General features: G+C 73.1%; 21 protein-coding genes and 1 pseudogene. 8 read left to right on the forward strand and 14 right to left on the reverse strand.

Annotated elements, in window-relative coordinates:
• Positions 1 to 3: 3 nt before the first annotated feature.
• Entirely contained in the window at positions 4 to 1,077 is a 1,074-nt protein-coding gene (locus tag Cs7R123_RS20760; RefSeq protein WP_212829379.1) for a zinc-binding alcohol dehydrogenase, read from the reverse strand.
• Between the two features lie 153 nt (positions 1,078 to 1,230).
• On the opposite strand from Cs7R123_RS20760, the gene Cs7R123_RS20765 reads away from it, so the two are divergent.
• Positions 1,231 to 2,592 carry a KamA family radical SAM protein gene (locus Cs7R123_RS20765; protein WP_212829380.1) on the forward strand — a complete coding sequence of 454 codons (1,362 nt, stop codon included), beginning with the start codon at positions 1,231 to 1,233 and terminating at the stop codon, positions 2,590 to 2,592.
• Between the two features lie 39 nt (positions 2,593 to 2,631).
• Here Cs7R123_RS20765 and Cs7R123_RS20770 read toward each other — a convergent pair whose 3' ends face one another.
• Entirely contained in the window at positions 2,632 to 2,982 is a 351-nt protein-coding gene (locus tag Cs7R123_RS20770) for a hypothetical protein (RefSeq protein ID WP_212829381.1), read from the reverse strand.
• A 49-nt stretch (positions 2,983 to 3,031) separates the two neighbouring features.
• Positions 3,032 to 3,445: pseudogene (locus Cs7R123_RS41125) on the reverse strand (methyltransferase domain-containing protein); the annotation flags it as partial.
• A gap of 212 nt (positions 3,446 to 3,657) precedes the next feature.
• On the opposite strand from Cs7R123_RS41125, the gene Cs7R123_RS20780 reads away from it, so the two are divergent.
• Positions 3,658 to 4,221: a histidine phosphatase family protein gene (locus tag Cs7R123_RS20780; RefSeq protein WP_212829382.1), complete on the forward strand. Its 564-nt coding sequence runs from the start codon at positions 3,658 to 3,660 to the stop codon at positions 4,219 to 4,221.
• Positions 4,222 to 4,233: 12 nt separating this feature from the next.
• Here the strand turns inward: Cs7R123_RS20780 and Cs7R123_RS20785 are convergent, their stop codons facing one another.
• From Cs7R123_RS20785 to Cs7R123_RS20795, 3 genes are read right to left on the reverse strand one after another with little or no spacing between them, the layout of a single operon-like run.
• Positions 4,234 to 4,857 (reverse strand): ATP-binding protein, encoded by a 624-nt coding sequence (locus Cs7R123_RS20785; RefSeq protein ID WP_212829383.1) that lies wholly within the window; start codon positions 4,855 to 4,857, stop codon positions 4,234 to 4,236.
• A 49-nt stretch (positions 4,858 to 4,906) separates the two neighbouring features.
• Positions 4,907 to 5,623: a hypothetical protein gene (locus Cs7R123_RS20790; RefSeq protein WP_212829384.1), complete on the reverse strand. Its 717-nt coding sequence runs from the start codon at positions 5,621 to 5,623 to the stop codon at positions 4,907 to 4,909.
• On the reverse strand, positions 5,545 to 6,216 hold the full coding sequence (locus Cs7R123_RS20795) for a chloride channel protein (protein WP_212829385.1): 672 nt from the start codon (positions 6,214 to 6,216) through the stop codon (positions 5,545 to 5,547). The genes Cs7R123_RS20790 and Cs7R123_RS20795 overlap by 79 nt, the downstream gene beginning before the upstream one ends.
• A gap of 118 nt (positions 6,217 to 6,334) precedes the next feature.
• Between Cs7R123_RS20795 and Cs7R123_RS20800 the strand changes: the two genes are divergently transcribed.
• From Cs7R123_RS20800 to Cs7R123_RS20815, 4 genes are read left to right on the forward strand one after another with little or no spacing between them, the layout of a single operon-like run.
• Positions 6,335 to 7,690, forward strand: a complete 1,356-nt coding sequence (locus Cs7R123_RS20800) for a ferric reductase-like transmembrane domain-containing protein (RefSeq protein WP_244872046.1) — start codon at positions 6,335 to 6,337, stop codon at positions 7,688 to 7,690.
• A gap of 3 nt (positions 7,691 to 7,693) precedes the next feature.
• Positions 7,694 to 8,146, forward strand: coding sequence for an FMN-binding protein (locus Cs7R123_RS20805; RefSeq protein ID WP_212829386.1), 453 nt, complete (start codon positions 7,694 to 7,696; stop codon positions 8,144 to 8,146).
• Positions 8,147 to 8,148: 2 nt separating this feature from the next.
• Positions 8,149 to 8,913, forward strand: a complete 765-nt coding sequence (locus Cs7R123_RS20810) for an FAD:protein FMN transferase (RefSeq protein ID WP_212829387.1) — start codon at positions 8,149 to 8,151, stop codon at positions 8,911 to 8,913.
• 36 nt (positions 8,914 to 8,949) lie between these two features.
• Entirely contained in the window at positions 8,950 to 10,173 is a 1,224-nt protein-coding gene (locus Cs7R123_RS20815; protein ID WP_212829388.1) for a cation:proton antiporter, read from the forward strand.
• Here the strand turns inward: Cs7R123_RS20815 and Cs7R123_RS20820 are convergent.
• From Cs7R123_RS20820 to Cs7R123_RS20850, 7 genes are read right to left on the reverse strand one after another with little or no spacing between them, the layout of a single operon-like run.
• Entirely contained in the window at positions 10,133 to 11,632 is a 1,500-nt protein-coding gene (locus Cs7R123_RS20820) for a YfcC family protein (protein WP_212829389.1), read from the reverse strand. The two genes, Cs7R123_RS20815 and Cs7R123_RS20820, sit on opposite strands and share 41 nt — an antisense overlap.
• The gene (locus Cs7R123_RS20825) at positions 11,613 to 13,148 is read right to left on the reverse strand and encodes a Na+/H+ antiporter NhaC family protein (protein WP_244872047.1); all 1,536 of its coding nucleotides are present in this window, start codon (positions 13,146 to 13,148) and stop codon (positions 11,613 to 11,615) included. Before Cs7R123_RS20825 ends, Cs7R123_RS20820 begins: the two co-directional genes overlap by 20 nt.
• Positions 13,141 to 13,290 (reverse strand): hypothetical protein, encoded by a 150-nt coding sequence (locus Cs7R123_RS20830; protein WP_212829390.1) that lies wholly within the window; start codon positions 13,288 to 13,290, stop codon positions 13,141 to 13,143. The genes Cs7R123_RS20825 and Cs7R123_RS20830 overlap by 8 nt, the downstream gene beginning before the upstream one ends.
• A gap of 11 nt (positions 13,291 to 13,301) precedes the next feature.
• Entirely contained in the window at positions 13,302 to 14,564 is a 1,263-nt protein-coding gene (locus tag Cs7R123_RS20835; protein WP_212834371.1) for an arginine deiminase, read from the reverse strand.
• A 2-nt stretch (positions 14,565 to 14,566) separates the two neighbouring features.
• On the reverse strand, positions 14,567 to 15,502 hold the full coding sequence (gene arcC, locus Cs7R123_RS20840; protein ID WP_212829391.1) for a carbamate kinase: 936 nt from the start codon (positions 15,500 to 15,502) through the stop codon (positions 14,567 to 14,569).
• A 2-nt stretch (positions 15,503 to 15,504) separates the two neighbouring features.
• Complete coding sequence (gene argF, locus Cs7R123_RS20845; RefSeq protein ID WP_212829392.1) at positions 15,505 to 16,506, reverse strand: ornithine carbamoyltransferase; 1,002 nt, start codon at positions 16,504 to 16,506, stop codon at positions 15,505 to 15,507.
• Between the two features lie 22 nt (positions 16,507 to 16,528).
• Positions 16,529 to 19,291: a cation-transporting P-type ATPase gene (locus Cs7R123_RS20850; RefSeq protein ID WP_212829393.1), complete on the reverse strand. Its 2,763-nt coding sequence runs from the start codon at positions 19,289 to 19,291 to the stop codon at positions 16,529 to 16,531.
• Between the two features lie 219 nt (positions 19,292 to 19,510).
• Here Cs7R123_RS20850 and Cs7R123_RS20855 point away from each other — a divergent pair, with 219 nt between their 5' ends.
• Positions 19,511 to 20,806, forward strand: coding sequence for an APC family permease (locus tag Cs7R123_RS20855; RefSeq protein ID WP_212829394.1), 1,296 nt, complete (start codon positions 19,511 to 19,513; stop codon positions 20,804 to 20,806).
• Positions 20,807 to 20,846: 40 nt separating this feature from the next.
• Here the strand turns inward: Cs7R123_RS20855 and Cs7R123_RS40265 are convergent, their stop codons facing one another.
• On the reverse strand, positions 20,847 to 22,982 hold the full coding sequence (locus tag Cs7R123_RS40265; protein ID WP_244872048.1) for a fibronectin type III domain-containing protein: 2,136 nt from the start codon (positions 22,980 to 22,982) through the stop codon (positions 20,847 to 20,849).
• A 323-nt stretch (positions 22,983 to 23,305) separates the two neighbouring features.
• Here Cs7R123_RS40265 and Cs7R123_RS20865 point away from each other — a divergent pair, with 323 nt between their 5' ends.
• Complete coding sequence (locus tag Cs7R123_RS20865; protein ID WP_212829395.1) at positions 23,306 to 25,969, forward strand: LuxR C-terminal-related transcriptional regulator; 2,664 nt, start codon at positions 23,306 to 23,308, stop codon at positions 25,967 to 25,969.

Below are 25,969 nucleotides of genomic sequence, written 5' to 3' on the forward strand. Positions count from 1 at the left end.
TGGTCAGTGTGCCGTGTCCGGCCCGGCCGACGAGGACTCCTGCCGCAGGCGGGACTCGAACAATTCCCGAACCGCCGGGACCGACCGCAGCAGCCCCAGCGCGTACGCCGCGTGCCCCGGCACGTAGCCGTTGCCGACCAGCATCGTCACATCCGCGGCCAGGCCCTCGGCGCCCAGCGCCGCCGCCGCGAAACTCGTCGCCATCGAGAAGAAGATCACGGTGCCGCCGTCGGCGGTCGACAGGATCGCCCCGTGCTCGCAGCCGGGCACGTCCACGCAGACCACCGTCACGTCGGCCGGGCCGCCCAGCGCCGCCGACACCGCCGCGGCCAGGGCCACCGGGTCGCGGGCGTCGGCCAGCGCGACGACGTCGGCCAGGCCGGTCGGCTCCAGCAGGGCGCGCTCGCGCTCCACCGGCACGATCCCGACGGTACGGGCCGCGCCGGCCGCCCGCGCCGCCGCCAGGGACAGCGACCCGCTCTTGCCGGCCCCGCCGATCACCGCGACCGTGGGCGCGTTGCCGCGCTCGGCGTGCTGGCGCACCACCCGCGCCGTCAGCGCCGGGGCGCCGCACACGTCCATCACCGCGAGCGACAGCTCCGGGTCCAGGTCGGCGGGCAGCACCGCCGCGATCGAACGCGCGAACAGGACCGCGTGGCCCTCGCACGGCACCTGCTCGCTGCGGCCGTCCCAGCGCTTGAGCCCGTCGGTGACGGCGAGCGGGGTGAGGGTCAGCGAGACCAGGGTCGCGACGCGGTCGCCGACGCTCAGGCCGAGCGGGGACTGCGGGCCGACGGCCTCGACGGTGCCGATGAGCATGCCGCCGGACCCGGTCACCGGGTTCTGCATCTTGCCGCGCGCCCCGATGATGTCCAGGACCTCGGCGCGGACGGCGTCGCCGTCACCGGCGTGCTTGGTCTCCAGTTGCCGGAAGCTCGCCGCGTCCAGGTTCAGGCGCTCGACGGAGATGCGCACCTCGTCCTGCCCGATCTGCGCCGAATTGTCCAGCCGAAGCGCCGCCTGGGGCAGCACGCCCTTCGGCTCCAGCACCCGGTGCAGCCCGATCGGTGACGTCATTGTCCGTTTCTCCTCAAAAAGTGCCGCTCCCCCGCGATCACGGAGGCAAATATGCTGCCCGACATGGTTGTCGCGGGAAATTCTACGGCAGAATAGTTGGTGAGCCGAAGAAGTTCCAGTATGGTCATCTGGACCGCAAAGGAGAGGCCACCGATGAACGCTGGGCAGCCCTACGAGTACCGCCGCGTGGAACTCGTCGAACCCGACTGGACCCGGTTCCCGGGCTGGCGGAACGTCACCCCCGCGCAGTGGGACTCCGCACAGTGGCAGCGCGTCAACTGCGTCAAGAACATCAAGCAGCTGCGCGCCCTGCTCGGTGACACCGTCGACGAGCGGTTCTACGCCGACCTCGAAGCCGACCAGAAGCACATGGCCACCATGTCGATGCTGGTCCCGCCGCAGATGCTCAACACCATGGCGCGCGAGGAGCTGACCACCGAGGCGTTCTACGCCGACCCGGTCCGCCGCTACATGATCCCGGTGGCCTCCGACCGGCTCACCGAGTGGGCCAGTCACCCGCACGCCAGCCGCGACAGCCTGCACGAGCACGACATGTGGGTCGCCGAGGGCCTCACCCACCGGTACCCGACCAAGGTGCTCGCCGAGCTGCTGTCCACCTGCCCGCAGTACTGCGGCCACTGCACCCGCATGGACCTGGTCGGCAACTCCACGCCCGCCGTCGAGAAGCTCAAGCTGGAGCTCAAGCCGGTCGACCGCTACGACGCCCACATCGCCTACCTCAAGGCCCACCCGGGCGTGCGCGACGTCGTCGTGTCCGGCGGCGACGTGGCCAACGTCCCGTGGAAGAGCCTCGAGTCGTACCTGATGCGGCTGCTGGAGATCGACACCATCCGCGACATCCGCCTGGCCACCAAGGCGCTGATGGGCCTGCCCCAGCACTGGCTGCAGCCCGACGTCGTCGAGGGCCTGGAGCGCGTCGCCCGCACCGCCCGCCGCCGCGGCGTCAACCTGGCCATCCACACCCACGTCAACCACGTCAACTCGATCACCCCGACCGTCGCCCGCGCCGCCAAGACGGCGCTGGAGGTCGGCGTGCGCGACGTGCGCAACCAGGGCGTGCTCATGCGCGGCGTCAACGCCACCAGCCCGGACCTGCTCGACCTGTGCTTCGCGCTCCAGGGCGAGGCCAACATCCTGCCGTACTACTTCTACATGTGCGACATGATCCCCAACGCCGAGCACTGGCGCGTCTCGGTCGCGCACGCCCAGGCCCTGCAGCACGACATCATGGGCTACCTGCCCGGCTACGCCACCCCGCGCATCGTCTGCGACGTGCCGTTCGTCGGCAAGCGCTGGGTGCACATGCTCACCGAGTACGACCGCGACAACGGCATCTCGTACTGGACCAAGAACTACCGCACCTCGATCGAGGCCACCCAGGACTCCGAGGTGCTCGCCAAGCGCTACGCCTACTACGACCCGATCGACACCCTGCCCGAGTCGGGCCAGAAGTGGTGGCGCAAGCAGGTCGAGGAGCAGCAGCACCAGGACTGACCACCCTGACCGTACGACCTTCGAAGGCGCCTGCCGGGCTCAGCAGGCGCCTTCGGCGTATCCGGCCGACGGCGCCGTCCCGGCCACCACCCAGATCGTCAGCGCCACCAGGAACTCGTCGCGCTCGGCCGCGTCCGCCACCGCGGCCAGCCATCGCCCCACCATCTCGTCGTTGCCCGGATCGTGGCCCACGATCTGCATCAGCAGGTCGTGCTCGAAGTACGGCACCACGTGCTGTGCCTCGACCGGGTCGCAGAAGTGCAGCGTCACCGGGTGGCACTCGACCTCGACCGCCCCGGCCTGCTTCAGCCGGTTGCGCAGCGTACGCCCGATCGACGGGTTGCTCATCACCGACCGCTGCCGCATCCGCCACAGCATCGGCGTCAGCACCTCGTAGGCGATGCCCTCGAACGTCAGCGACTCCCAGTTCGGTGTCGACCAGGCACACCCGCCCGCCGGGCCGCGTCACCCGCACCAGCTCCGCCACCACCGCCTCGGCGTCGTCGAGATGTTGCAGCGTACGTTCGCAGCGCACCGCGTCGAAGCTGCTCGACGGATAGTCCAGCGCCGTCAGGTCACCGGCGACGAAACGCACCGGCGCCGCGCCCGGATGCGCCTTCAGCCACACCGCGTACCGGCGGTCGGCCAGCGCGAGCATGTTCTGCGAGTTGTCGACGCCGTCCACCGACCCCTCGGGGCCGACCCGCAGCGCCAGCGGATAGACCGCCTCGCCCAGCCCGCAGCCGCCGTCGAGCACCCGGTGGCCGGGCGCCAGCCGCATCGCATCGGCCGCCAGCGCGCGGATGCGCCCGATCGACGGGTGCGCCGCCGCCGACTCCAGGTATGCCGCCATCCTCGCCCGGATCTCCGCCGGGGTGCGGTCCACCACGGCGTAGTGCGGGATGAGCGGCTGTTCGCCCACCTCTCCATTCTCGGAGCGCACCGGCCCGCCCGGCCCCGCCCTTCGGTATGTCGCGGCCCGAAGGCGGGCATCCGGTGACGTGGGGAATGCGACTCGGCGGCGGATAGCGCCCGGAGGCGGCCAGGCACCGCTAACGTGTGATCATGCGTGAGATCGTGCTGATCCGGCACGGGCAGACCGAATGGAGCGCCAACGGGCGCCATACCTCCTTCACCGACCTGCCGCTGACCGCCGAGGGCGAACGGCAGGCCGGGCGGCTGGCGTCGCAGCTGGCCGGGCGGGCGTTCGCGGCCGTGCTCTGCTCGCCCCTGCAGCGCGCCGTGCGCACCGCGGCGCTGGCCGGGCTGGACGTCACCGCCACCGACGACGACCTGCTGGAATGGAACTACGGCGCGTACGAGGGCCGCACCACCAGCGAGATCAGGCTGGAACGTCCCGACTGGACGCAGTGGCAGCACGGCTGCCCCGGCGGCGAGACGGCCGGGCAGGTCGGCACCCGGGCCGACCGGGTCCTCGAACGCGCCCGCACGATGCTGGCCACCGGCGACGTCGCCCTGGTCGGCCACGGCCACCAGCTGCGGGTGCTCACCTCCCGCTGGCTCGGACTGCCTCCGGCCGACGGCGCGCTGTTCCGGCTGGAGACCGGCACGACCAGCGTGCTCGGCTACGAACGCGAGACCCCTGTGCTGCTGCGCTGGAACGCCTGAGGGCGCGGCCGGCTAGGCGGCCCGGCGACCGTCCAGCCGCGGCAGTGTCGGCCAGCGGGCGCTGGCCCAGTGCTGCCAGCTGTCGAAACCTGACGGCGGTGCCGGGACCGGTGCCTGGTCAAGCTCCGCCGCCGTGGGCGGCTGGCACAGGGCCAGGAACCGATCATGGTCCGCGTCGGTCATCGGGAACGTCGTCTCAGGGTGCTCGCGCCAGCGACGGCTCGCCCGCGCCCGGCGCTCCGACTCGTCGATCTTGAGATATCTCAGCTCGAATCCCGCACCGGTCGACTCCGCGATCGTCCGAATCGCGTACCGCTCGTCGCTCGACCAGCACCCGAAGTCGAGGATGACCGAGGCTCCGCTGCGAAGTACCTCGTGCGCCGTCCAGATCATCCGGCCCTCAAGGATGTCCCGTCGACCGTCCGCCTCGCTGTCTCCGAACAGCGGAGCCATCCAGTCGTCCGGGGTGAGGCGGAGTATGCGCCGCTCATCCGCGAGCTGCTTCGCCAGCGTCGTCTTCCCGGCACCCGGCAGGCCGACCGTCAGGAGGAGCGTGGGTCGCGTGATCATCTGCTCACGGTGCCAGCCGCCTTCACGGCCGGGCAACTGGTTTGCCCGCCTGGTCGTCCATCGCACGAGCAAGATCAAAGATTGACGGCGTGGATCGGCGGTACGAGCGTGGGGCTTAGCCGGCCGAAGTTCGGTCGCGGTTCAGGCCGTCGGTGAAGATGTGCTCGGCGACGAAGGCGACCACGGCCGCGATCAGCACGACCGGTGCCATGCCGACCGCGTAGCCGCCGAGCAGCAGCAGGACCAGGACGGTGGCGCTGACCGGGGCGGGCAGCGCGGCGACCGTGGCTGCGGCCATGCCTGCCGCGAGGCCGCCGATCAGCCCGAGGCCGGGCAGCGGTGCGGCCAGGGCCCCGAGCACGCCGCCGAGGCAGACCGCCGGGAACACCGGACCGCCGCGCAGCGAACCCAGGGACAGCGCGTAGCCGAGGCCCTTGGTCAGCAGCAGGAGCACCAGCGCCGCCTCGGACCAGTTCTGCGGGGCGGACGCCACCGCCGCGAGGGTCTGCTGGCCCGAGGAGGCGACGTCGATCGGGTCGCGGCCGGTGAGCAGGGCGTACGCGCAGGCGCAGGCGGCCACGGCGAGGGCGATCAGTGGGGTGCGGGTCAGCGGCCGGGCGGCGACGTACGGGGCGACCGTGCGGGCCAGGCCCCGGACCCAGCGGACGCCCAGCGCGGCGACCAGGGCGATCGGGACGCTCCACAGCAGGTCGGCGGGGTCGGGGCGGATCGTGCCGGGTGCCAGCGGCAGGGTCAGGTGGCTGATGGGAGGCCGGTCCAGGCGCCCAGGCCGGTGAAGACGACGGCGCCGATACCGGCGGCCATCAGGCACGGCAGGATGACCAGCGACAGGGCGAGGCCGCTGAGCTGCACTATCTCCATGAGCATGATGGCGGCGACGACGGGGCTGCCAAAGACGGTCGCGATGGCGGCGGCCGCGCCGGACACTCCGATCACGGCGACGCGGCGCTGGTCCATGCGCAGACCGCCCGCGATCCAGGCGGCCAGGCCGCTGCCCAGGGCCATCAGCGGGGCCTCGGGGCCGAGGACCGCGCCGAGCGGGAGGCTGGCGAACGCGGCGAGGACCACGCCGGGCAGTTCGGGTGGTGGGCAGACACCCGCCCCCATCCCCCCGGCGGGGACGTGGCCGCCGTGGCCGGGCAGGGTGTACACGATCGCGCCGACGGCCAGGCCCGCGACGAGCAGCAGCGGCACCGGCCACCACCAGGGCGTGGCGGTGCCGCCGGTCAGGGCGTGCGGGAGGGTGTCCCAGGCCCAGTGCTCCAGCTGGTGGACGGCGGCCAGGAAGCCGAACGCGGCCAGCGAGATCGGCACGCCCAGCGCTCCGGCCAGCCCGAGCAGTCGCAGGTAGTCCGGGCGCCGTACCAGCTCGTCCGGGGTCGGCGCGGTGGCCGTTTGCGCCATATCGTCACGATACGGGCGTACGGGTCCGGACGGGTGTGATCCGCCACTGCCGCTGCGACCTCCCATGAGCCTGGAAAGTTCCTCGGAACCTCGGGCGTCGCCGGGGACTCGCCTGTGCGTGATCCTCCTCCACCTCGCCGCGCTGGGGCGCGGCCTGACCGCCATGGCGGGTGCGGCCGTGCTCGGCGGCCCGTGCGCGCTGTGGCTCGACCGCGGCGGCCTGCGGGACCTGGCCGCGCAGCCGTATGTCTCGGCCGGTCGGCTGACCGGACTGCTCGCCGCGGCGCTGCTGCTGCTCCAGGTGTTCACGATGGCGCGGGTGCCGTGGCTGGAACGCGCCTGGGGGCAGGACCGGCTGGCGCGCTGGCACCGGCTGACCGGGTTCGCCTCGGTCTGGCTCCTGCTGGCGCACCTGTCGCTGATCAGCGTCGGCTACGCGGCGACGGCGGACGCCGGGCCGGTGCGCCGGTTCGTGCAGCTGGTGCTGACGTACCCGGGGATGCTGCTGGCGGCGGCCGGGGCCGGGCTGCTGCTGGCGGTGGCGGTGCTGTCGGTGCGGGCGGCGCGGCGGCGGCTGCGGTACGAGAACTGGCACCTGCTGCACCTGTACGCCTATCTCGGCATCGGCCTGGCGCTGCCGCACCAGCTGTGGAACGGCACCGAGTTCGTCACCGGCGCCGCCGCGCGCGCCTACTGGTGGACGCTGTACCTGGCGGCGGCCGGTTCGGTGCTGGCGTTCCGGCTGGCGCTGCCGTGGTGGCGCAGCATGCGGCACCGGCTGCGGGTGGAGCGGGTGGCGCACGAGGCGTCGGACGTGTACTCGGTGTACCTGTCGGGGCGGCGGCTGGACCGGCTGGCGGCGCGGCCGGGTCAGTTCCTGCTGTGGCGGCTGCGTACGGGTCCTGGCTGGACGCGGGCGCACCCGTTCTCGCTGTCGGAGGCACCCCGGCCGGACCGGCTGCGGTTCACGTTCCGGTCCGGCGGCGACGACGGGGCGCGGCTGGCCGCGGCGGCGCCGGGCACGGCGGTGCTGGTGGAGGGCCCGTTCGGGACGCTGACCGAGTCCCGGCGGCGCGGGCGCGGGGTGCTGCTGCTGGCGGCCGGGATCGGGATCACGCCGATGCGGGCGCTGCTGGAGGGCATGGCCTGCGACGGCGGCCTGACGCTGATCTACCGGGCGCGCAGCGAGCAGGAGCTCGTGCTGCGGGCCGAGCTGGACGAGATCGCGGCCCGGCGCGGCGCCGAGGTGGTGTACCTGCCCGGCCCTCCCCCGCCGGACCGGGTGTCGTGGCTGACCGCCGACCTGGCGGCGCGCCGGGCCGATCACGAGGTGCTGGCCGAGCTGGTGCCGGGGCTCGCGGAGCGGGACGTGTACCTGTGCGGGCCGCCGCCGTGGATGGACGCGGCGCGGTCGGCGCTGCGGTCCGCCGGGGTGCCCGCGCGGCAGATCCACAGCGAGCGGTTCGGGTGGTGAGCCGTGCGTAAGATCGCGTTCTTCCTGATCGGAACCGTGGCCGGGCTGGTCGCGCTGTTCAGCTACCGGACCAGCCGGGGTGAGGCGCTGCCCGCCCCGGCGGCGCCGCACTCCCCCGAGCCGTCGGCGTCGGGTTCCGCAGCGCCCTCGGGTTCGCCGCTGCCGTCGCGGCCGCCGGGTGCGCGGGACGTGGACGGGCCGGTGATCACGACGGAGTTCGGCACGGTGCAGGTCCGGGCCGTACTGGACGGGAACCGGCTGGTCGACGTCGTCCCGCTGAAGGTCCACGACATCCACGCCCACTCGCTGGAGCTCAACGAGTACGCGCTGCCGCTGCTGCGGGCGGCGGTGCTGGCCGCGCAGAGTGCCGAGGTGGACACGGTCACGGGTGCGACGGTCACCAGCCAGGCGTACCTGACGTCGTTGCAGGCGGCGCTGGACGCGGCGGCGAAGTGAGCGTGAGCGCCGCGGCGCGGCGGGCCTGGGTCGAGCAGATCATGGGCCTGCCGGTGAGCGTGCACCTGCGCGGGGACGGGGTGCACGGCGAGGAGGCGGCCCGCGCGGCGGCTCGGGTGTTCGCGCACCTGCGGTCGGTGGACCGGCTGCTCAGCCCGTACCGGCCGGACAGCGAGCTGTGCCGGTGGAACCGGGGTGAGCTGCCGCTGGGGCGGTGTGCGGCGGCGGTGCGGGAGGTGGTGGCGCTGTGCGGGCAGGCGCGGGAGCGTACCGGCGGGTGGTTCGACCCGTGGCGGGTCGGGACGCTGCCGTGCGACCCGACGGGGCTGGTGAAGGGGTGGGCGGTGCAGGAGGCCGCGGGGCTGCTGGCCGGGTGGGAGTTCTGCCTGAACGCCGGGGGTGACCTGGTGGCGGCCGCCGGGGACGGGGGTGCGGCGTGGCGGGTCGGGATCGAGGACCCGGCCGACCCGGCGCGGCTGGTCGGGGTGCTGCACACGGCCGCGGGGGCGGTGGCGACGTCGGGGACGGCGCGGCGCGGGGCGCACCTGGTGGACCCGTACCGGGGCGTGGCCGCGACCGGGGTGGCGAGCGTGACCGTGGTCGGGCCGTCGCTGCTGTGGGCCGACGTGTACGCCACCGCGGTGGCCGCGTGCGGCACGGACGGGCTGTCGCTGCTGGCCGGGACCGGTTACGAGGGGCTGCTGCTGACGCCGGACGGGGCCCGGCGGGCCACGCCCGGTTTCCGGTATGCGCCGCTTGTCCGATGACAGAATCGACGGTGTGAGCCCCGCGCGAGCTGAGCCGTGTACGAACTGATCGGACTGAGCGTGGTCCTGATCGCCTGGGCCGTGGTGTCCGGGCGGGCGGCGCGCTACAGCATCACGGTCCCGATCGCGCTGATGCTGGCCGGTCACCTGCTGGCGGGCGGGTCCGCACCGCTGATCACGATCGACGCGAGCTCGACCGTGTTGCAGCATCCGCTCCAGGCGACGCTGGCGCTGATCCTGTTCGCCGACGGCACCGGGATCGCGCTGGGGCGGCTGCGCGGGACCGGGCACCTGCCGCTGCGGCTGCTGCTGATCGCCTTCCCGCTGACGGTGCTGCTGGGATACCTCGCCGGGTCGCTGCTGTTCCCGGCCGCGAGCGGCTGGGTGATCGCGCTGGTGGCCGCGGCGGTGGCCGCCTCCGACGTGAGCCTGGCCGAGGCGGCGGTGCACGACGAGCGGATCCCGCACGACGTGCGGCTGGCGGTGAAGGTCGAGAGCGGGTTCAACGACGGGCTGGCCGCCCCGCTGGTGCTGTTCTTCCTGGGCGGGGCGCTGGCGGCCGGGCATGAGGAGGGCACGGCGCCGCTGCTGTCGCACACCGTCCGGGAACTGGCGATCGCGCTGGTGGTCGGCGTGGCGGCGGGAGCGGGCGCCGGGCGGCTGCTGCGGTGGGCGCGCAAGCGGGCGTGGTCGGCGGTGGCGGCCGAGCGGCTGGCGTACGTGGCGGTCGGGGTGCTGGCGTTCGAGGCCGCGCACGCGCTGCACGGCAACGGGATCGTGGCCGGGTTCGTGGCGGGGCTGGCGGTGCGGGCCGCCGACCGGGACCTGCCCGCCGCGCACGTGCAGACGGTGCACGACGTGGTGATGCTGCTGTCGGCCGGGGTGTGGTTCGTGTTCGGGTCGATGGTGTGGCAGTCGATGGCCGCCCTGAACTGGCAGGTGGCGGTGTACGCGCTGCTGAGCCTGACCGTGGTGCGGATGCTGCCGGTGGCGCTGAGCCTGGCCGGATCGCACCGGTCGCGCCGGGAGGTGCTGCTGCTGGGCTGGCTGGGCCCGTGCGGCCTGCCCAGCGTGATCTTCGCGCTGCTGGCGGTGGAGGAGCTGCGCGGACCGGCGGCCGCGCTGACGGCGGTGCTGATCACGGCGACGGTGCTGCTGAGCGTGCTGGCGCACGGGCTGTCGGCGGCGCCGATCGCGCAGCGGTGGGAACTCGGCCCGGTCAGGCCAGCAGGGCCGCGAGGGCGAGCAGCACGACGGTGACCCCGGCCAGGATCGCCAGCAGCGGCCAAACCCAGCGCAGGTAGCGGCCGTAGGGCACGCGGGCGATGGCCAGGCCGCCCATGACCACGGCCGAGGTGGGGATGAACAGGTTCATCAGCCCGGACGCGCTCTGGTAGGCGGTGACGACCAGGTCCTGCGGGACGCCGAGGAACGACGCCAGCGGCGCCATGATCGGCATCGCGACGGTGGCCAGCCCGGACGAGGACGGGATGAGGAACGACAGCGGCAGGAACAGCACGTACATGACGATCGAGAACGCGGCCTTGCCGACGTCGCCCAGGGCCAGTTCGGCCCAGTGCAGCACGGTGTCGGTGATCTGGCCGTTGTTCATGATGACGGTGATGCCGCGGGCGATGCCGATGATCAGGGCGACGCCGAGCAGGTCGCGGCCGCCGTCGACGAACGCCTCGGTCAGCGCCGCTTCCCGCATCCGGCCCAGCAGGCCGATCAGGATCGCGAACAGCAGGAACGACGCGGTCATCTCCGGGAACCACCACCACAGGGTCGGCAGCGGGATGCCCAGGTCCGACCAGGGGATGACGCCGTACATCATGACGCCGAAGGCGAGCGCGAACACGCCGAGGATCAGTTTGTGGCGTCCGGTCAGCGCGGCGGTGGACGCCTCGTCGGACAGGTGGAAGTGGGCGTCGTTGTCGGCCTTCATGTCGTACACGGCCGAGGTGGCGGGGTCGCGTTTGACCCTGTCGGCGTAGCGCAGCACGAACACCGTGCCGACGGCCAGGCACACGATCAGGATCATCAGCCGCAGCAGGAAGCCCTGGCTGATCGGGATGCCCGCGAACCCGGACGCGATGCCGGTGGCGAACGGGTTGATGGTCGAGCCGAGCACCCCGATGCCGCAGCCCAGCAGCAGCACCGCCGCGCCGGTGAGGGTGTCGTAGCCCGCGGCGACCATGACCGCGATGACCAGGCTGTAGAAGGCCAGGCTCTCCTCGGCCATGCCGAAGGTGGTGCCGCCGAGGGCGAACACGGCCATCAGGATCGGGATCATCCAGCGTTCGCGGCCGTGCAGGCGCTGCACCAGGCGGCCGATCCCGGCCTGGATCGCACCCGTGCGCATGGTGACGCCGAGGAACCCGCCGATGACGATGATGAACAGCGCGACGTCGATCGCGCCGAACAGCACGCCGGAGTTGTAGTAGCTGATCTTCCCGGCTTTGTCCTCGATACCGTAGAGGCCGTTGATGGGCGCGGTCAGCGAGTCGACGACGATCCGCTGCGGGCTGGCCGGGACCGAGTGGTAGGTGCCGGGGATCGGGTTGCCGTCGGCGTCGAGCTCGTAGGCGCCCGCGGGCACCAGCCAGGTCGCGACCGCCATCAGCACGATCAGGGCGAACAGGATGGTGTACGCCGAGGGCAGGGTGAACCTCCGCCGCCCGCCCGCCGGTGTCGCCGGTTCAGTGCTCTGGGCTGTCATCGCCGCCTCCCGCCGGGGCCGGGCCGCCGCCCGCCGCAACCGGTTCCGGTGCGGCGGTCGGCACCTTGAAGCCGAGGTAGCCGTACGCGACGTCCAGCAGCGGGCTGAGGATGTTGAAGAAGCAGTAGGGCAGGTACGCCACCGTCGGGACGCCGAGCACCCCGGAGATGTACGCCCCGCAGGTGTTCCACGGCACCAGCACCGAGGTGACCGTGCCGGAGTCCTCCACCGCCCGCGACAGCACCTGCGGGGCCAGCCCGCGCCGGGCGAACTCGTCGCGGAACATGCGGCTGGGCAGCACGTCGGCGACGTACTGGTCGCCGGCGATGACGTTGAGGCCCACGCCGCTGGCGTTGACGGCCAGGATCAGCGAGCCGCGGCTGCGGGCGCGGGCCACGACCGGGGCCAGCAGCCGCTGGAGGAACCCGGCGTGCTCCATGACCGCGGCGAACGACAGCGCGCCCAGGATCAGCCAGACCGTGGTGAGCATGCTGGCCATGCCGCCCCGGGAGAACAGCTGGTCGACCTTCGGGGCGCCGGTGTTGCTCACGAACCCGGTGGCCATCGCGCTGAACAGGGCCTCCACTCCGGTGGCGACCGGGCCCAGCGACGGGTCGTCCACGAACGCCCGCACCGCGGCGGGCTGCGTGAACGGGGCGAGCACGCCCGCGAACAGGGCCGAGCCGAGGATCGCCAGGAACGGCGGGTAGCGGCGGGCCGCGAAGTAGACCAGCAGCGCCAGCGGGAGCAGGCACACCACCGAGACGCGGTAGGCGCCTTCCAGTGCCCGCTCGGCGGCTTCGGTGCTGGCGGCGGTCTCGGGCTGGTTCCGCAGCCCGATGATCAGGAACAGGATCAGGCTGATGCCTAGGGCGGGCCCGGCGGTCCAGGCCATGTTGCGGATGTGCATACCGACGGTCAGGCCCCGGCCGACCAGTTGCGGCACCAGGATGGTGGTCTCCGACAGGGGCGTCATCTTGTCGCCGAAGTACGCCCCGCAGATCACCGCCCCGGCCGCGGCGGCGGTCGACAGGCCCATCACGGTGGCCATCCCGACGAACGCGACCCCGAGCGTGCCCGCGGTCGTCCACGAGCTGCCGGTGACCATGCCGACGACGGCGCAGACCAGCGCGGTGGTGAAGAAGAACCAGGCCGGGTTGACCAGCCTGATGCCGTAGTCGACGACGGTCGGGATGGTCCCGGCCATGTTCCAGGTGCCGATCAGCGCGCCGACCGCGAGCAGGATGAACACCGCCCCGATGGCCGAGGTGACCCCGCCGACGGCGGCGTCGGCGACCGACGCGACGCTGTGGCCGTTCTTGAACGCGACCAGGCTGGCGAACGCGGCGGCCAGCAGCAGCGCGACCTGCAGCGGCCCGTCGGTGGCACCGGTGCCGAACAGGGCGATGGTGGTGACCAGCAGCGCGATCAGGACCACGACGGGCGCGAGCGCGTCCAGCATGGTCGGCGGCCGTACGGGACGGTGCGGCAGCGCCGCCTCGGGGCCCTCAGCCATGGTGCGGTTCCGCCGCCGACGACGGCAGTCGGCCGTCGATCTGCCGGCCGTGGTGGTGGGCGATGCCGCGGGCGTACGCCATCAGCATGAAGATCGCCAGGATCGCGACGATGATCAGCAGCACGCGGCGGAAGTCGGGCATCGCGCGGCCCCTCACAGCGGGTCGCGCAGCAGCGGGCAGGTCATGCAGTGCCCGCCGCCGCGGCCCTTGCCGAGTTCGAAGCCCTCGATGGTGATGACCTCGATGCCGAAGGCGCGCATCTTGGCGATGGTGTGGGTGTTGCGCTCGTACGCCACGACCACGCCGGGCGACAGCGCCACCACGTTGTTGCCGTCGTCCCACTGCTCGCGTTCCTGCTGGTAGGCGTCGCCGCCGGTCTCCACGACGCGCAGCCGCCCGACGCCGAGCGCGTCGGCCATGGCCGACAGCAGGTCGCGTTCCTGGGTGACGTGGAACTTCCCTGGGCTGCTGCCGGGGCGCAGGCTGATCGCCCGGACGCTCTCGACGACCTTCGGGAAGACGGTGACGGCGTCGCGGTCGAGCATCGTCATGACGGTGTCCAGGTGCATGTGGGCCCGGTCCTTGCTCATCACGACCGCGATGACCCGCTGGGCGGCACCGGCGGCGAACAGCGCCCGCGCCAGTTCCTCGATCATGCGGGCCTGGGTGCGCTCGCTCATCCCGATGAGGACGGTCCCGTTGCCGATCGGCTGCACGTCGCCGCCTTCGAGCGTGGACCGGCCGAAGTCGACGACGTTGAACCGGCCGTCGTCGCCGAGGTCGGGATACCAGTAGTCGAACTTGGCGTCGGCGAACATCGGGTGCGCCCGGTAGACCGCGGCGACGTTGTACGCCTCGGGCCGCCGCGCGGGCCAGTACATCGGGTTGACGGAGACCCCGCCGTAGATCCAGCAGGACGAGTCGCGGGTGAACAGGGTGTTGGGCAGCGGCGGCAGGATGAACGCGCTGTCGTCCTCGGCGGCGGCCGCCCCGAGCGAGGTGCCCCGGAACAGGCCGAGGTCGAGCCCGGCCTCGCCGACGGTGAGGCCGCCGATGAGGTGGCGGGCCAGTTCCTGCGGCGGCAGCGCGTCCAGGGCGGCGCGGACCGGGTCGACCAGCGAGATGCCCACGGTGTACTCCGAGGCCGACAGCTCGACCATCCGCTGCCGCGCCGGTTCGCTGGCGGCGAGGGTCTCGGCGAGCAGGTCCTGCAGGTGGTAGACCTCGACGCCGCGTTCGCGCATGCGGGCGACGAACTGGTCGTGCTCGTACTGCGCCCGCTCGACCCACAGCACGTCGTCGAAGAGCAGGTCGTCATGGTTGGACGGGGTCAGCCGCCGCAGGCTCAGGTCGGGCCGGTGCACCAGCACCTTGCGCAGCGTGCCGACCTCCGAGTGGACGCCGAAGCCTTCCATGCTCACCCCGCTCCTTCCGCGGCCGTGCCGGCGGCGACCACCTGGGTGCCCGCCCGGCCGTGCACGACGTCTTCGATCTGCGCCAGGCTGCCGATGGCGGCGCGCCTGCCGGTGTGCTCCACGAACCGGACCGCCGCGGCGACCTTCGGGCCCATCGAGCCGGCGGCGAACGACTGCGCGGCCAGCTCGCCGGGCGTGACCCGGTCCAGGCGGCGCTGCCGGTCGGTGCCCCAGTCGAGGTAGACCGCGTCGACGTCGGTGGCCATCACGAACAGGTCGGCGTCGACCTCCCGGGCCAGCAGCTCCCCGGCGAAGTCCTTGTCGATGACCGCCTCGACGCCGGTGAGCGTGCGGCCGCCCGGCTGGTACATGGTCGGCACGCCCCCGCCGCCGCCGCAGATGACGACCACGTCGCGTTCGATCAGCCACCGGATCGGCCGGATCTCGAAGATCCGCTTCGGTTCCGGGGACGGCACGACGCGGCGCCAGTGCTCGCCGTCGGGTTTGACGGTCCAGCCCTTGTCGGCGGCGAGCTGCTTGGCCTGTTCCAGGTCGTAGACGGGGCCGACGAACTTGGTCGGGTCGCCGAACGCCGGGTCGGCCGGGTCCACCTCGATCATGGTGAGGATCGTGGCGAGCGGGGTCTGCTCGGGCAGCAGGTTGCCAAGCTCCTGCTCGATGACATACCCGATCATGCCTTCGGTCTGGGCGCCGAGCACGTCCAGCGGGAACGGCTCGGCCCCGGCGTAGGCGGCGCCCTGTAACGCCAGCAGCCCCACCTGCGGGCCGTTGCCGTGGGTGAGCACGAGCTGGTGCGCACCGGCGAGCGCGGCCAGCATCGGCGCGGCGGCGCGCACGTTGGCGCGCTGCGCGTCGGCGGTCATCGGCTCGCCGCGCCGCAGCAGCGCGTTGCCGCCCAGGGCCACCACGATGCGCACGGTCAGTCGCCCAGCGTGGCGACGAGGACGGCCTTGATGGTGTGCAGGCGGTTCTCGGCCTGGTCGAAGACGATCGAGTGCCGGGACTCGAACACCTCGTCGGTGACCTCCAGGGCGTCGAGGCCGAACTGCTGGTAGATCTGCTCGCCGACCTTGGTGTCCCGGTTGTGGAACGCGGGCAGGCAGTGCATGAACCGCACCTTCGGGTTGCCGGTGCGGCCGATCACGTCCATGTTGACCTGGTACGGCTTGAGCAGCTCGATCCGCTCGCCCCAGACGCCCTGGTCCTCGCCCATCGACACCCACACGTCGGTGTAGAGGTAGTCGACGCCGCGGACGCCCTCGCCGACGTCGGCGGTGAGGGTGAGCCGGGCGCCGGTCTCGGCGGCGATCTCGTGACAGGTCTTGACCAGGTCCTCGCGCGGCCACAGGTGCTCGGGCGCGCACAGGCGCACGTCCATGCCGAACTTGCAGCCGCCGACCATCAGCGAGTTGCCCATGTTGTTGCGGGCGTCGCCGAGGTAGCAGAACGCGACGTCGTGCAGCGGCTTGTCGCTGTGCTCCTGCATGGTCAGCATGTCGGCCAGGATCTGGGTCGGGTGGAACTCGTCGGTGAGCCCGTTGTAGACCGGCACCCCGGCGAAGGCGGCCAGGGTCTCCACGTGCTCCTGGGCCGAGCCGCGGTATTCGATGCCGTCGAAGGTGCGCCCGAGCACCCGGGCGGTGTCCTTCATCGACTCCTTGTGGCCGATCTGCGAGCCGGTCGGCTCCAGGTAGGTGACCTGGGCGCCCTGGTCGTGGGCGGCGGTCTCGAACGCGGTCCGGGTACGGGTCGAGGTCTTCTCGAAGATGAGCGCGATCTCGCGGCCGCGCAGCCGGGGCTGCTCGTAGCCGCCGCGCTTGGCCGCTTTCAGCTCGGCCGACAGCTGGAGCAGGTAGTGCAGCTCCTCGGGCGTGAAGTCGAGCTCCTTGAGGAAGCTGCGGTTGCGAAGGTTGAACGCCATGGCGGGTGCCTCCTCGGGCGGGTCAGGCCGGGACCGGTGCGGGTGCCGGTTCGACCAGGACCGGCAGGGTCTGGTGGGCGCGCCGCCGCAGCACCAGCTTGATCAGCTCCTCGACGACGAGCAGGGTCAGCGCGATCCCGATGCAGATCAGCCACTGGTTGAGGTTCAGCCAGGCGGTGCCGAAGATCCGGCGCAGCGGCTCCAGTGCCGTGACGGCGATGATGGCGAGCAGCGCGAAGCCGTAGCGGCGCAGCTGGGCGATGCCCGGGATCGCCGCGCGGCTGAAGATCGTGTTGAGCTGGTCGCGGGAGAGCAGGCCGCCGACCAGGTGGAACAGCGACAGCGTGGTCAGCAGCATGGTCGCGCCGATGACCGGTCCGCCCTGGCCGTGCCCGATCTGGTATGCCGCGAGCGACCCGATCGTCATCACCGCGCCCTGGATGCACAGCCGCACCCAGTTCGCCGCCGACAGCACCGGGGCGCGGACCGGGCGCGGCGGCCGGTCCATCAGCCCGGCGGTCGGCTGGTCGAAGCCGAGCGCGATCGCGATCGGGATGTCGATGACCATGTTCAGCCACAGGATCTGCAGCGGGTTCAGCGGCGCCCCGGCGGCGATGTTCAGGATGCCCGCCCCCAGGAAGATCGCGATGTAGGCGACCAGGGTCGACATCTGGAACCGCAGGTACTTGAGCAGGTTGTCGTAGAGGGAGCGGCCGTACTCGACGGCGCCGACGATGGTGGCGAAGTTGTCGTCGGTGAGGATCATGACGGCGGCCTCCTTGGAGACCTCCGTGCCGGTGATGCCCATCGCGACGCCCATGTCGGCGGCCTTGAGCGCCGGGGCGTCGTTGACGCCGTCTCCGGTCATCGCGACCACGTTGTCGCTGGCCTTGAGCAGCCGGACCAGGCGGAGCTTGTCCTCGGGCGCGACGCGGGCGATCACGCCGATCTGCGGCAGCTGGGCCAGCAGTTCCTCGTCGCTCATCGCCGCGAACTGGGTGCCGGTCACCGCCCGGCCCTCGATGCCCAGCTCCTTGGCGATGGCGGCGGCGGTGGCGGCATGGTCGCCGGTGATCATCCGGACCCTGATGCCCGCCTTGCGGCACTCCGCGATCGCGGCCCTGGCCTCCGGGCGCGGCGGGTCGACGATGCCGACCATGGCCAGCAGGGTCAGGTCGCGGACCTGCTCGATCAGGTTCGCGGCCGGATCGAACGCGGCCGGATCGAAGTCGCGCTGGGCCACCACCATGACCCGCTCGCCCGCGGCGGCGATGCGGTCGTTGGCGTCCAGGGCCAGGTGCCGGTTCTCGTCGGTGACCGGCAGGACCGTGCCGTCGGGTTCGCGGTAGGAGGTGCTGCGCGAGATCAGCACGTCCGGGGCGCCCTTGACGTAGCAGCGGACCACCGGCCGGCCGCCGTCGCCCGTCATGTTGTGGAAGGTGGCCATGAACTTGTAGTCGGAGTCGAACGGCACCTCGGCGATGCGCGGATACGCCGCCCGGGTGTCCTCGACGTCCAGCCCGCCCTTGGCCCCGAGCACGATCAGCGCGCCTTCGGTCGGGTCGCCGATCAGGTTGTCGCCGTCGAGCACCGCGTCGGCGCACAGCACCATCGGCAGCAGGTACGGGTCGAGGTCGATGCGCAGGCCGCCGACGTGCTTGATCTCGCCGTCGGTGCGGTAGCCCTCGCCGGTGACGGTGAACCGGTGCTTTCCCGGGATCACCAGCTCGCGGGCGGTCATCTTGTTCAGGGTGAGCGTGCCGGTCTTGTCCGAGCAGATCACCGAGGTCGAGCCGAGGGTCTCCACGGCGGGCAGCCGCTTGACGATGGCGTTGCGGCGGGCGATCTCGCGGGTGCCGATCGACAGCAGCGCGGTGACCACGGCGGGAAGGCCGGTCGGGATCGCCGCGACGGCCAGCGCGACACCGGTGATGAACAGGGTGTTGAACGACTCGCCCCGGGCCAGGCCGAGCAGGATGACCAGCACCAGCGCGATGCCCGCGATCGTCGCGATGATCTTCGAGAGGCTGTCGAGCTGCTTCTGCAGCGGCGTCTTGTCGGCCTCGGTCGCGGCGAGCAGGTGCGCGATGTGGCCGATCTCGGTGCCCATCCCGGTCGCGGTCACGACCATCTCGCCGCGTCCCCGGGTCACCGACGTGTTCATGTACGCCACGCAGGTCCGGTCGCCCAGCGGCACGTCGGTGCCGGGAACGGGCTCGGCGCTCTTGGCGACCGGCAGGCTCTCGCCGGTCAGGGCCGCCTCCTCGATCTCCAGCGTGGCCGCGACGGTGACGCGCCCGTCGGCGGGGACCCGGTTGCCGGCCTCCATGAGCACGACGTCGCCGGGGACCAGCTGCTCGGCGTCGACCTCGACCGCCTGGCCGTCGCGGCGTACCCGGGCGATGGTCTTGAGCATCTGGGCCAGGGCGCGCACGCTCTCCTCGGCCTTGGCCTCCTGGCGCAGGCCGACCACGGCGTTGAACACGGTCAGGCCGACCAGCACCAGGGTGGTGCCCCACTCGCGGGTGACCAGCTGGTTCACCACGGCCGCGGCGAGCAGCACGATCTGCATGAAGTCGTGGTACTGCCGCAGGAACGCCGCGAACGCGGACTCCTTCCGGCCGCCAGCGAGACGGTTGGGGCCGTGCTCGGCGAGCCGATCGGCGGCCTGCGCGGCGGTGAGGCCGCGCTCGGGCCGCACGTCGAACGACTGGGCGACGTCGGCGGCACTGCGGCTGTACCACGGCGTGGGGTTGCCCTTGTCGGCCTCCTGATCCACGTCCATGGCCGCTCGCTTTCTGGTGAACCGGCCGCCCGCGAGCCACAGCCGGGCCGAATCCGACTAGACGGGCGTAGGCGGCGTACCGATGTAGAACACTATATTTACGGCACCCATAGGGTGCAGCGGATATGCGAAAGACCCACAGAAAACCAACAGACCCGATTACAGGCAGTGACGACCGTGACCAGCCGTACGATGAGGTCACGGCTAGGGAGCGTCATCATGGTCGATGGCACGTCGGACGGCGGCCGCCAGACCCTCAGCGTGCGGCAGGCCGCCTTCATCGGAGTCGGCGCCATGGTCGGGGCCGGGATCTTCGCCCTGCTCGGTGCGGCGGGCGAGGTCGCCGGCGCGGCTGTGTGGCTGTCGTTCCTGCTCGCGGGCGGCGTCGCGGCGCTGCAGGGATACTCCTTCGCCAAGCTCGGCGCGCGCTACCCGTCCGCGGGCGGCTTCGCCGACTACCTGGTGCGCTGCTACGGCAACGGGCATGTCACCGGCGTGGTCGCCTGGCTGCTGTACGCCGTCAACGCCATCATCACCGCGATGGTGGCCGTGTCGTTCGGCAGCTACGCCGCCGGGCTCCTCCACGGCGGCCCCTGGCTGATCAAGCTGTTCGCCGTCCTGGTCATCCTGGTGATGACCCTGCTCAACGTGCTCGGCTCCCAGGCCGTCGCCCATGCGCAGACCGTCGTGGTGGTGGTCGTCGTCGGCATCCTGGCGGTCTTCGCCGCCGTGACGCTGTCCGGCGCGAACCCGTCCCTGCTGGCACCGGCCGACTACCCACCGGCGCGCGACATCGTCTCCAGCGTCGCGCTGACGTTCTTCGCCTTCCTCGGCTTCGGCGTCATCACCTTCACCGCGCACGAACTGCGCGACCCGGCCCGCCAGCTGCCCCGCGCGGTGTTCCTGGCCCTGGGCATCGCCACGGTCATCTACGTGGCGGTGGCGCTGGGCGTGTTCGGCACCCTCACCGTCGATCAGGTCGTCGCCTCGGGCGGCACCGCGCTGGCCGTCGCGGCCCAGCCCACGCTCGGGCAGGCCGGTTACACGCTGATGACCCTCACCGCGCTGTTCGCCACCGCGGGAGCGACCAACTCCGGCCTGTACCCGGCCGCCGGGCTGTGCGAGCACATGGCCGGGATCGGGCAGTTCCCACCGGCGCTGGGCCGCCGCCACCGGTCCGGCGCCTCGGTGGGGCTGCTCGTCACCGCGGCCCTGGCCGCGATCATGGCCATCGGCTTCGACCTGACCGCGATCGCCTCGATCGGCAGTGCGGTGGCGCTGGTCGTGTTCGCGCTGGCCACTTCGGGCCACCTGCGCGTCCGGCGTGAGACCGGGGCGAAGGCGTGGCTGCTGGTGCTGGCCGTGGTGACGACGGTCGTGGTGCTGGCGGCGTTCGCGTTCACGACACTGGTCGCCGAACCCGCGACCGCCGTGACCCTGCTCGTGATCCTGCTGGTCGGGGTGGGTCTGGACTACTGGTGGAAGCGCAGTCGCGACCGGGCCGTGAAACGGTGAACGGCGTGCCCGGGTGGGCACGCCGTTCACCCGGGCCGTGCTACAGGGTGAGCGACCAGCTGTCGAGGGTGCCCGTGTCGCCGGGGCCGTAGTCGGTGACCCGCAGGCGCCAGGTCCCCGTCGCGGTGCTGAGCACGTTGGCGACCGTGAAGGTCTTCGTGCCGTGCCACGGGGTGCAGGTGTACTGCCCGCTGCCGCTGTACTTCACGGGGTAGGAGAAGCCGTTGGGGGCGTACAGGGAGATGCCGATGTCCTCGGCACAGGTGTGGTCGACGGTGACGGACACCGTCACCGTGCTCGGGGACGACCCGGTCACCGTCGACTGCACCGGGCTGTAGAACTGCTGGTTGTCGAGGATCGCGTAGTCGGTGCCGTTGGTGAAGGTGCGCCCGGTGCCCGGATCGGTGCGCACGGACACCGCCGCACTGGCCGGCGACCGGTTGCCCGCCGCGTCACGCGCCCTGACCGTGAACGAGTACGCCGTGTCGGCGGCCAGGCCCGTGATCGTGGCGGTCAGCCCGGTGACCGTGGTCGCCAGGGCCGTGCCGTTGTACACCTCGTAGCCGGTCACCCCGACGTTGTCCGTGCTCGCGTCCCAGGCCAGCGTCACCGAGTTGCTCGTCTTCGCCGTCGAGCGCGGATTGCCGGGCGCGGTCGGCGCCTGGGTGTCGCCGCCCCCGCCCGGCTGGGTGCGCGCGCTGACGGTGTTGGACGCCGGGGAGGTGTTGCCCGCGGCGTCGCGCGCCTTGACCGTGAACGAGTACGCGGTGTCCGCGCTCAGCCCGCTCACGGTCGCGGACAGGCCCGTGACCGTGGTCGCCAGCGTCGCACCCTGGTAGACGTCGTAGGCCGTCACCCCGACGTTGTCGGTGCTGGCGTCCCAGGCCAGGGAGACGCTGTTCGCGGTGGTCGCGGTGGAGCGGGCGTTGCCCGGGGCCGTGGGGGCCGCGGTGTCGCCGCCGCCACCGCCGGTGACCAGGGTCAGGTTCCACTTCGCCAGCGCCTCGTTGACCGGCTGGAACATCGACAGCTCGCCGTCGGACGGGTTGGACACGCACTGCGACGGGCCGCCGTCGTGCAGGCCGACGGCCTTGTCGCCCAGCAGCCAGCCGCCACCGGAGTCACCACCCAGCGAGCAAGCCGTGGTCCAGGTCAGGTCCTCGATGACCAGCCCACCGCCGTAGTCGACCGCCTTGTGGGTGTACTTGACGACGCCGCACTGCCACTTGGACGTGTTGCCCGAGTGGCAGACCCGGTCGCCGACCATCGCCTCGGCCGACCCGGTGAGCGTGATGGCGGGCTGGTCCCAGGTGTTGACCGACGCGGACAGGTTCCAGCCCGTCTCGGTCACCGCGACCACGCCCATGTCGCCCTCGCGGCCGTTGACGCTGCGGCTGCCGCCGACGTTGGACGTGCCGAGCCGGTTCTGCTGGCCCGACGCGCCGTAGGCGGGCTGGTTCACGTCGTTGGTGCAGTGCCCGGCGGTGAGGAAGTGCTTGCCGCCGCTGCTGTCGGTGGCGGGGAAGCCCACCGAGCAGTTCGACTCGCTGCCCGGCCACCAGGGGCTGCCGGTCCGGACGTCACCGGCCTGCTGCCGGGGCGCGGAGGTGGTGAACACCAGGCGTACGCCGTCGACGGCGCGCAGCGCGGCCAGGGCGGCGGCGGTCGCGGCCGTCTGACGGGTGGTGTCGACGTTCACGGTCACGTCGTTGGCCCGGACGTCGGCGCCCCAGCCGTAGACTCCGGCGACGCCGGTGCCGACGACCGCCCGGACCCGGGCCAGGATCCGTGCCAGGTCCGCCGGACCGCGGGCGACCAGGTGCGGGACGGCCCCGGCGGCGCGGGCCCGAGCCGCGGCGGCCGGGCTGGTCACCGCGACGGCCAGGCCGCCCGCGTCGGGGTCGAACCAGCTGCCGGCCAGCTGCGCGGTGAGGTCGGCGGGCAGGGTCGCGGCGAGGCGGTGCGCCCGGTCCTGCGCCACCAGCTGGCGGCGGGCCTCGTCGGTGCTGACACCCAGCGCTCGGGCCAGCCCGGCCGCGGCGGCCTGCGGCGCCGAGGCCGGTGCGGACGGTGCGGGGACGGCGGCGGCCGGGCCCGCCTGCCACGCCGTCATCGCGGTCGCGCCGGTGAGTGCCGCGCCGAGCAGCGCGGCGGTGAAGCGTATGCGTGTTCGCATCGGGGGTTCTCCTTCAGGGGATGGGGCTGTCGGGGGGCGAGGCGGGCCGACCATATGGCGGTCCGGCCCGGCCGGTGAACCCCGTCGCGGCGGGCCGGCCGGAAGACAAGGGATTGCCCTGACCTGCCCGGAGGCCGTCAGCACCGGGCCCGCCTGCCGCCGCGTGCCGGTACGGGGGCAGCAGCGGCCGCGGGCACCCCGCGCGCGACGGCAAGGGTTTCCCCTCTTGCGTCCGGGCAGCCGTGCCGCCACTGTCAGAGCTCAGCCGGGCCGACCCGGCCGCGGTCGCCGGAGGGCGGCCGCCGACCCGACGTGGTGTGCCGATGGTGGAACTGATCGGTCGCGAGAAGGCCCGCGCCGACCTGCGCGACCTGCTCGCCGCTGGGCGGCGCGTGACCGTGCACGCCCCGTCCGGCGGCGGCCGGACCGCGCTGCTGGACGCGGTGGCCCGGGAGCACGGCGCCGCGCTGGTCCTGCGCCCGGCGGCGGCCGACCGGGCTGTCGCCTTCTGCGCCCTGGCCGACCTGCTGATGCAGCTGCGCAGCACGGGTCAGGTCGGGCAGCTGCCGTCCGGTCGGCAGCGCGAAGCCGTCGAGGCGGTCCTGGGCGTGCGGCCCGGCGCCGCCGATCCGCTCGCGCTGCGGCTGGCCGTGCTGGCCCTGATGGGCGAGCGCATGCTCATCGTCGATGACGCGCATCTGCTCGACCCGGACAGCCGGGACGTGCTCGCGTACGTGTGGCACCGCGCCGGGCCGGGCCTGCACGTGGTCGTGTCCGTGCGCAGCGGGCACGAGCCGCTGCCGGGCACCGTCGCGCTGGCGCTGTCCCCGCTGGACCCGGCGCACCTGGCCCGGTTGCTGCACGAGCACGGCCTGCCCGCGCGCCTGGCCGGACGGGTCCACCGCGCCAGCGGCGGCCTGCCGGGCCTGGCCCTGGCCGTCGGGGCGGCAGGACCCGAACCCGATGCGGCGGCCGCCGACGCGGCCGTGGTCGCGGCGGTCCGCGACCTGCTGGCCGCGGTCGCCCCGTCGGTGGGCGACACGCTGCTCGCCGCGGCGCTCACCGACCGGCCGAGCCTGCGGACGCTGCGCCGGGCCGGATACGCGGCCGCGGAGCAGGATCTGGCCGGCGCCCGGCAGGCCGGTCTGGTCACCCTCGGACCGCAGGGCGGCGTCGTGTTCACCGCGACGGTGCTGGCCGACGTGCTGCGGCACGGTGCCGCCCCCGGCCGCCTGGCCGCCTGCCACGACGCGCTGGCCGCGGCCGCCGACGACGCCGCGACCCGGCTGTGGCACCACACCGCCGTCCGCACGACCCCGGACGACCCGCTCGCCGAGGCGCTCGCGGAGGCTGCCGAGGCCGCCGCCGCGAACGGCCGTCCCGTCCGCGCCGCCGAGCTGGCACTGCGCGCCGCCGACCTGGCCGGACCCGCCACGCCCCGGAGCAAGGTCGTCGGCTGGGCGGTCGCGGCCGCGCGGGCCGCCGCCGCGACGGGCCGCACCGACCTGGCCACGCGCGCGATGACGCTGCTGGAGGAGTACGGCGCCGCGCCGGCCGAACGCGCGCGGGCCCGCCTGGCCGTCTCCGACGCCGCGGGACAGGCGCTGGACGACCAGGACGAGATGCTCACCCGCGCGCTGGCGGAGGCCGGCGGCGACGACCGGTTGCTCGCCTCCGTGCACCTGCGCCTGGCGTGGCGCGCCAACCTCGCCGAAGGCTCACCGCGCCGGGCGGGTGAGCGCGCCGCCGAGGCCGCCCGCCACGCGGGCGCGGCCGGGGACGCCCCGATCGAGGCGCTGGCACTCACGATGCTGGCCCGCATGCAGCGCATCCTCGGCGACCCCGCCGCCGAGGCGACCCTCACCGCAGCGCTGGCGCTGGCGCCGACGCCGCCCGAGTACGGCCGCCACAACTCCCCCGCGTACGTCGCCCTGCGGCACGCCGTGTTCGACGACCGCCTCGCCGAGGCCCGCGCGGGGCTGCTGGAGCTGCTGCCCGCCGCCGAGGACTCGGCGATCACCGAGGACGTGGTCGACATCCTGCGCAGCCTCGCCGAGGTCGACGTCCGCAGCGGCCGCTGCCAGGCCGCGCACGCCCGAGCCATGCGCGCGGTCGCGCTGGCCGAGCAGAGCGGCCTGTCCCCCGGACCCGGCTGGTACACCGCGGCGACCACCGAACTGGCGGCCGGCACGCCCGCGCGGGCGCTGTCGTACGCCCAGCGGGCGGTCCGCGCCTCCCAGGAGGAGGGCGACCAGGTCTACCTGGCCCGCGCCTGGCACGTCACGGGGCAGATCCACCTCGCGGTGCGCGACACCGGCAGCGCCGTGGCGGCGCTGCGCCGGGTCCAGGCGCTGGAGCAGGCGCAGCAGGTGCGCGATCCGTCACTGCTGCGGTGGCACGCCGACCTCGCCGAGGCGCTCACCGCCACGGGCGAGGCCGACGCGGCGTACCAGCTGATCATCGAGACCCGGCAGGTGGCCGCCGAGCTGGGCCGGGCCGGGGTGCTCGCCGGGCTGGACCGGGCCGAGGGGCTGCACCACTGCGCGCGCGGCGACGCCGCGCAGGCGGTGTCGCTGCTGCGCCGCTCGCAGGAGCAGTTCGCCGCGCTCGGGCTGCCGCTGGAGCGCGGGCGCAGCCTCGTCGCGCTCACCGCGGCCGAGCGCCGCCGCCGCCACCGCACCGCCGCGCTCGCGGCCCAGCAGCTCGCCGAGGAGGTGTTCGCGCACGCGGGCGCGCCCGGCTGGGCTGCCGCGGCCCGGATCACCGGGGCCGGACGCCACCAGCGCGGGCGCGACACCGACGCGCGGTTGCAGCTCACCGAGACGGAGAGCCGGATCGTCGAACTGGCCGCCGGAGGTGCCTCCAACCGCGAGATCGCCACCGCGCTGTTCCTCAGCGTCAAGACGGTCGAGGCGGCGCTGACGCGGGTCTACCGGCGGGCCGGCATCCGCTCCCGTACCCAGTTGCAGCAGGTCCGGCACCGGTGA

The organism is Catellatospora sp. TT07R-123 (assembly GCF_018327705.1).
Classification (GTDB): Bacteria; Actinomycetota; Actinomycetes; order Mycobacteriales; family Micromonosporaceae; genus Catellatospora.

Bases quoted from the DNA above. Each gene is read 5' to 3' on its own strand.
- argF (WP_212829392.1), bottom strand. From the start codon at position 16,506: ATGGCGTTCAACCTTCGCAACCGCAGCTTCCTCAAGGAGCTCGACTTC.
- Cs7R123_RS20825 (WP_244872047.1), bottom strand. From the start codon at position 13,148: ATGGCTGAGGGCCCCGAGGCGGCGCTGCCGCACCGTCCCGTACGGCCG.
- Cs7R123_RS40265 (WP_244872048.1), bottom strand. From the start codon at position 22,982: ATGCGAACACGCATACGCTTCACCGCCGCGCTGCTCGGCGCGGCACTC.
- Cs7R123_RS20835 (WP_212834371.1), bottom strand. From the start codon at position 14,564: ATGGAAGGCTTCGGCGTCCACTCGGAGGTCGGCACGCTGCGCAAGGTG.
- Cs7R123_RS20865 (WP_212829395.1), top strand. From the start codon at position 23,306: ATGGTGGAACTGATCGGTCGCGAGAAGGCCCGCGCCGACCTGCGCGAC.
- Cs7R123_RS20795 (WP_212829385.1), bottom strand. From the start codon at position 6,216: ATGGCGCAAACGGCCACCGCGCCGACCCCGGACGAGCTGGTACGGCGC.
- Cs7R123_RS20760 (WP_212829379.1), bottom strand. From the start codon at position 1,077: ATGACGTCACCGATCGGGCTGCACCGGGTGCTGGAGCCGAAGGGCGTG.
- Cs7R123_RS20765 (WP_212829380.1), top strand. From the start codon at position 1,231: ATGAACGCTGGGCAGCCCTACGAGTACCGCCGCGTGGAACTCGTCGAA.
- Cs7R123_RS20850 (WP_212829393.1), bottom strand. From the start codon at position 19,291: ATGGACGTGGATCAGGAGGCCGACAAGGGCAACCCCACGCCGTGGTAC.
- Cs7R123_RS20830 (WP_212829390.1), bottom strand. From the start codon at position 13,290: ATGCCCGACTTCCGCCGCGTGCTGCTGATCATCGTCGCGATCCTGGCG.
- Cs7R123_RS20820 (WP_212829389.1), bottom strand. From the start codon at position 11,632: ATGACAGCCCAGAGCACTGAACCGGCGACACCGGCGGGCGGGCGGCGG.
- Cs7R123_RS20780 (WP_212829382.1), top strand. From the start codon at position 3,658: ATGCGTGAGATCGTGCTGATCCGGCACGGGCAGACCGAATGGAGCGCC.
- Cs7R123_RS20855 (WP_212829394.1), top strand. From the start codon at position 19,511: ATGGTCGATGGCACGTCGGACGGCGGCCGCCAGACCCTCAGCGTGCGG.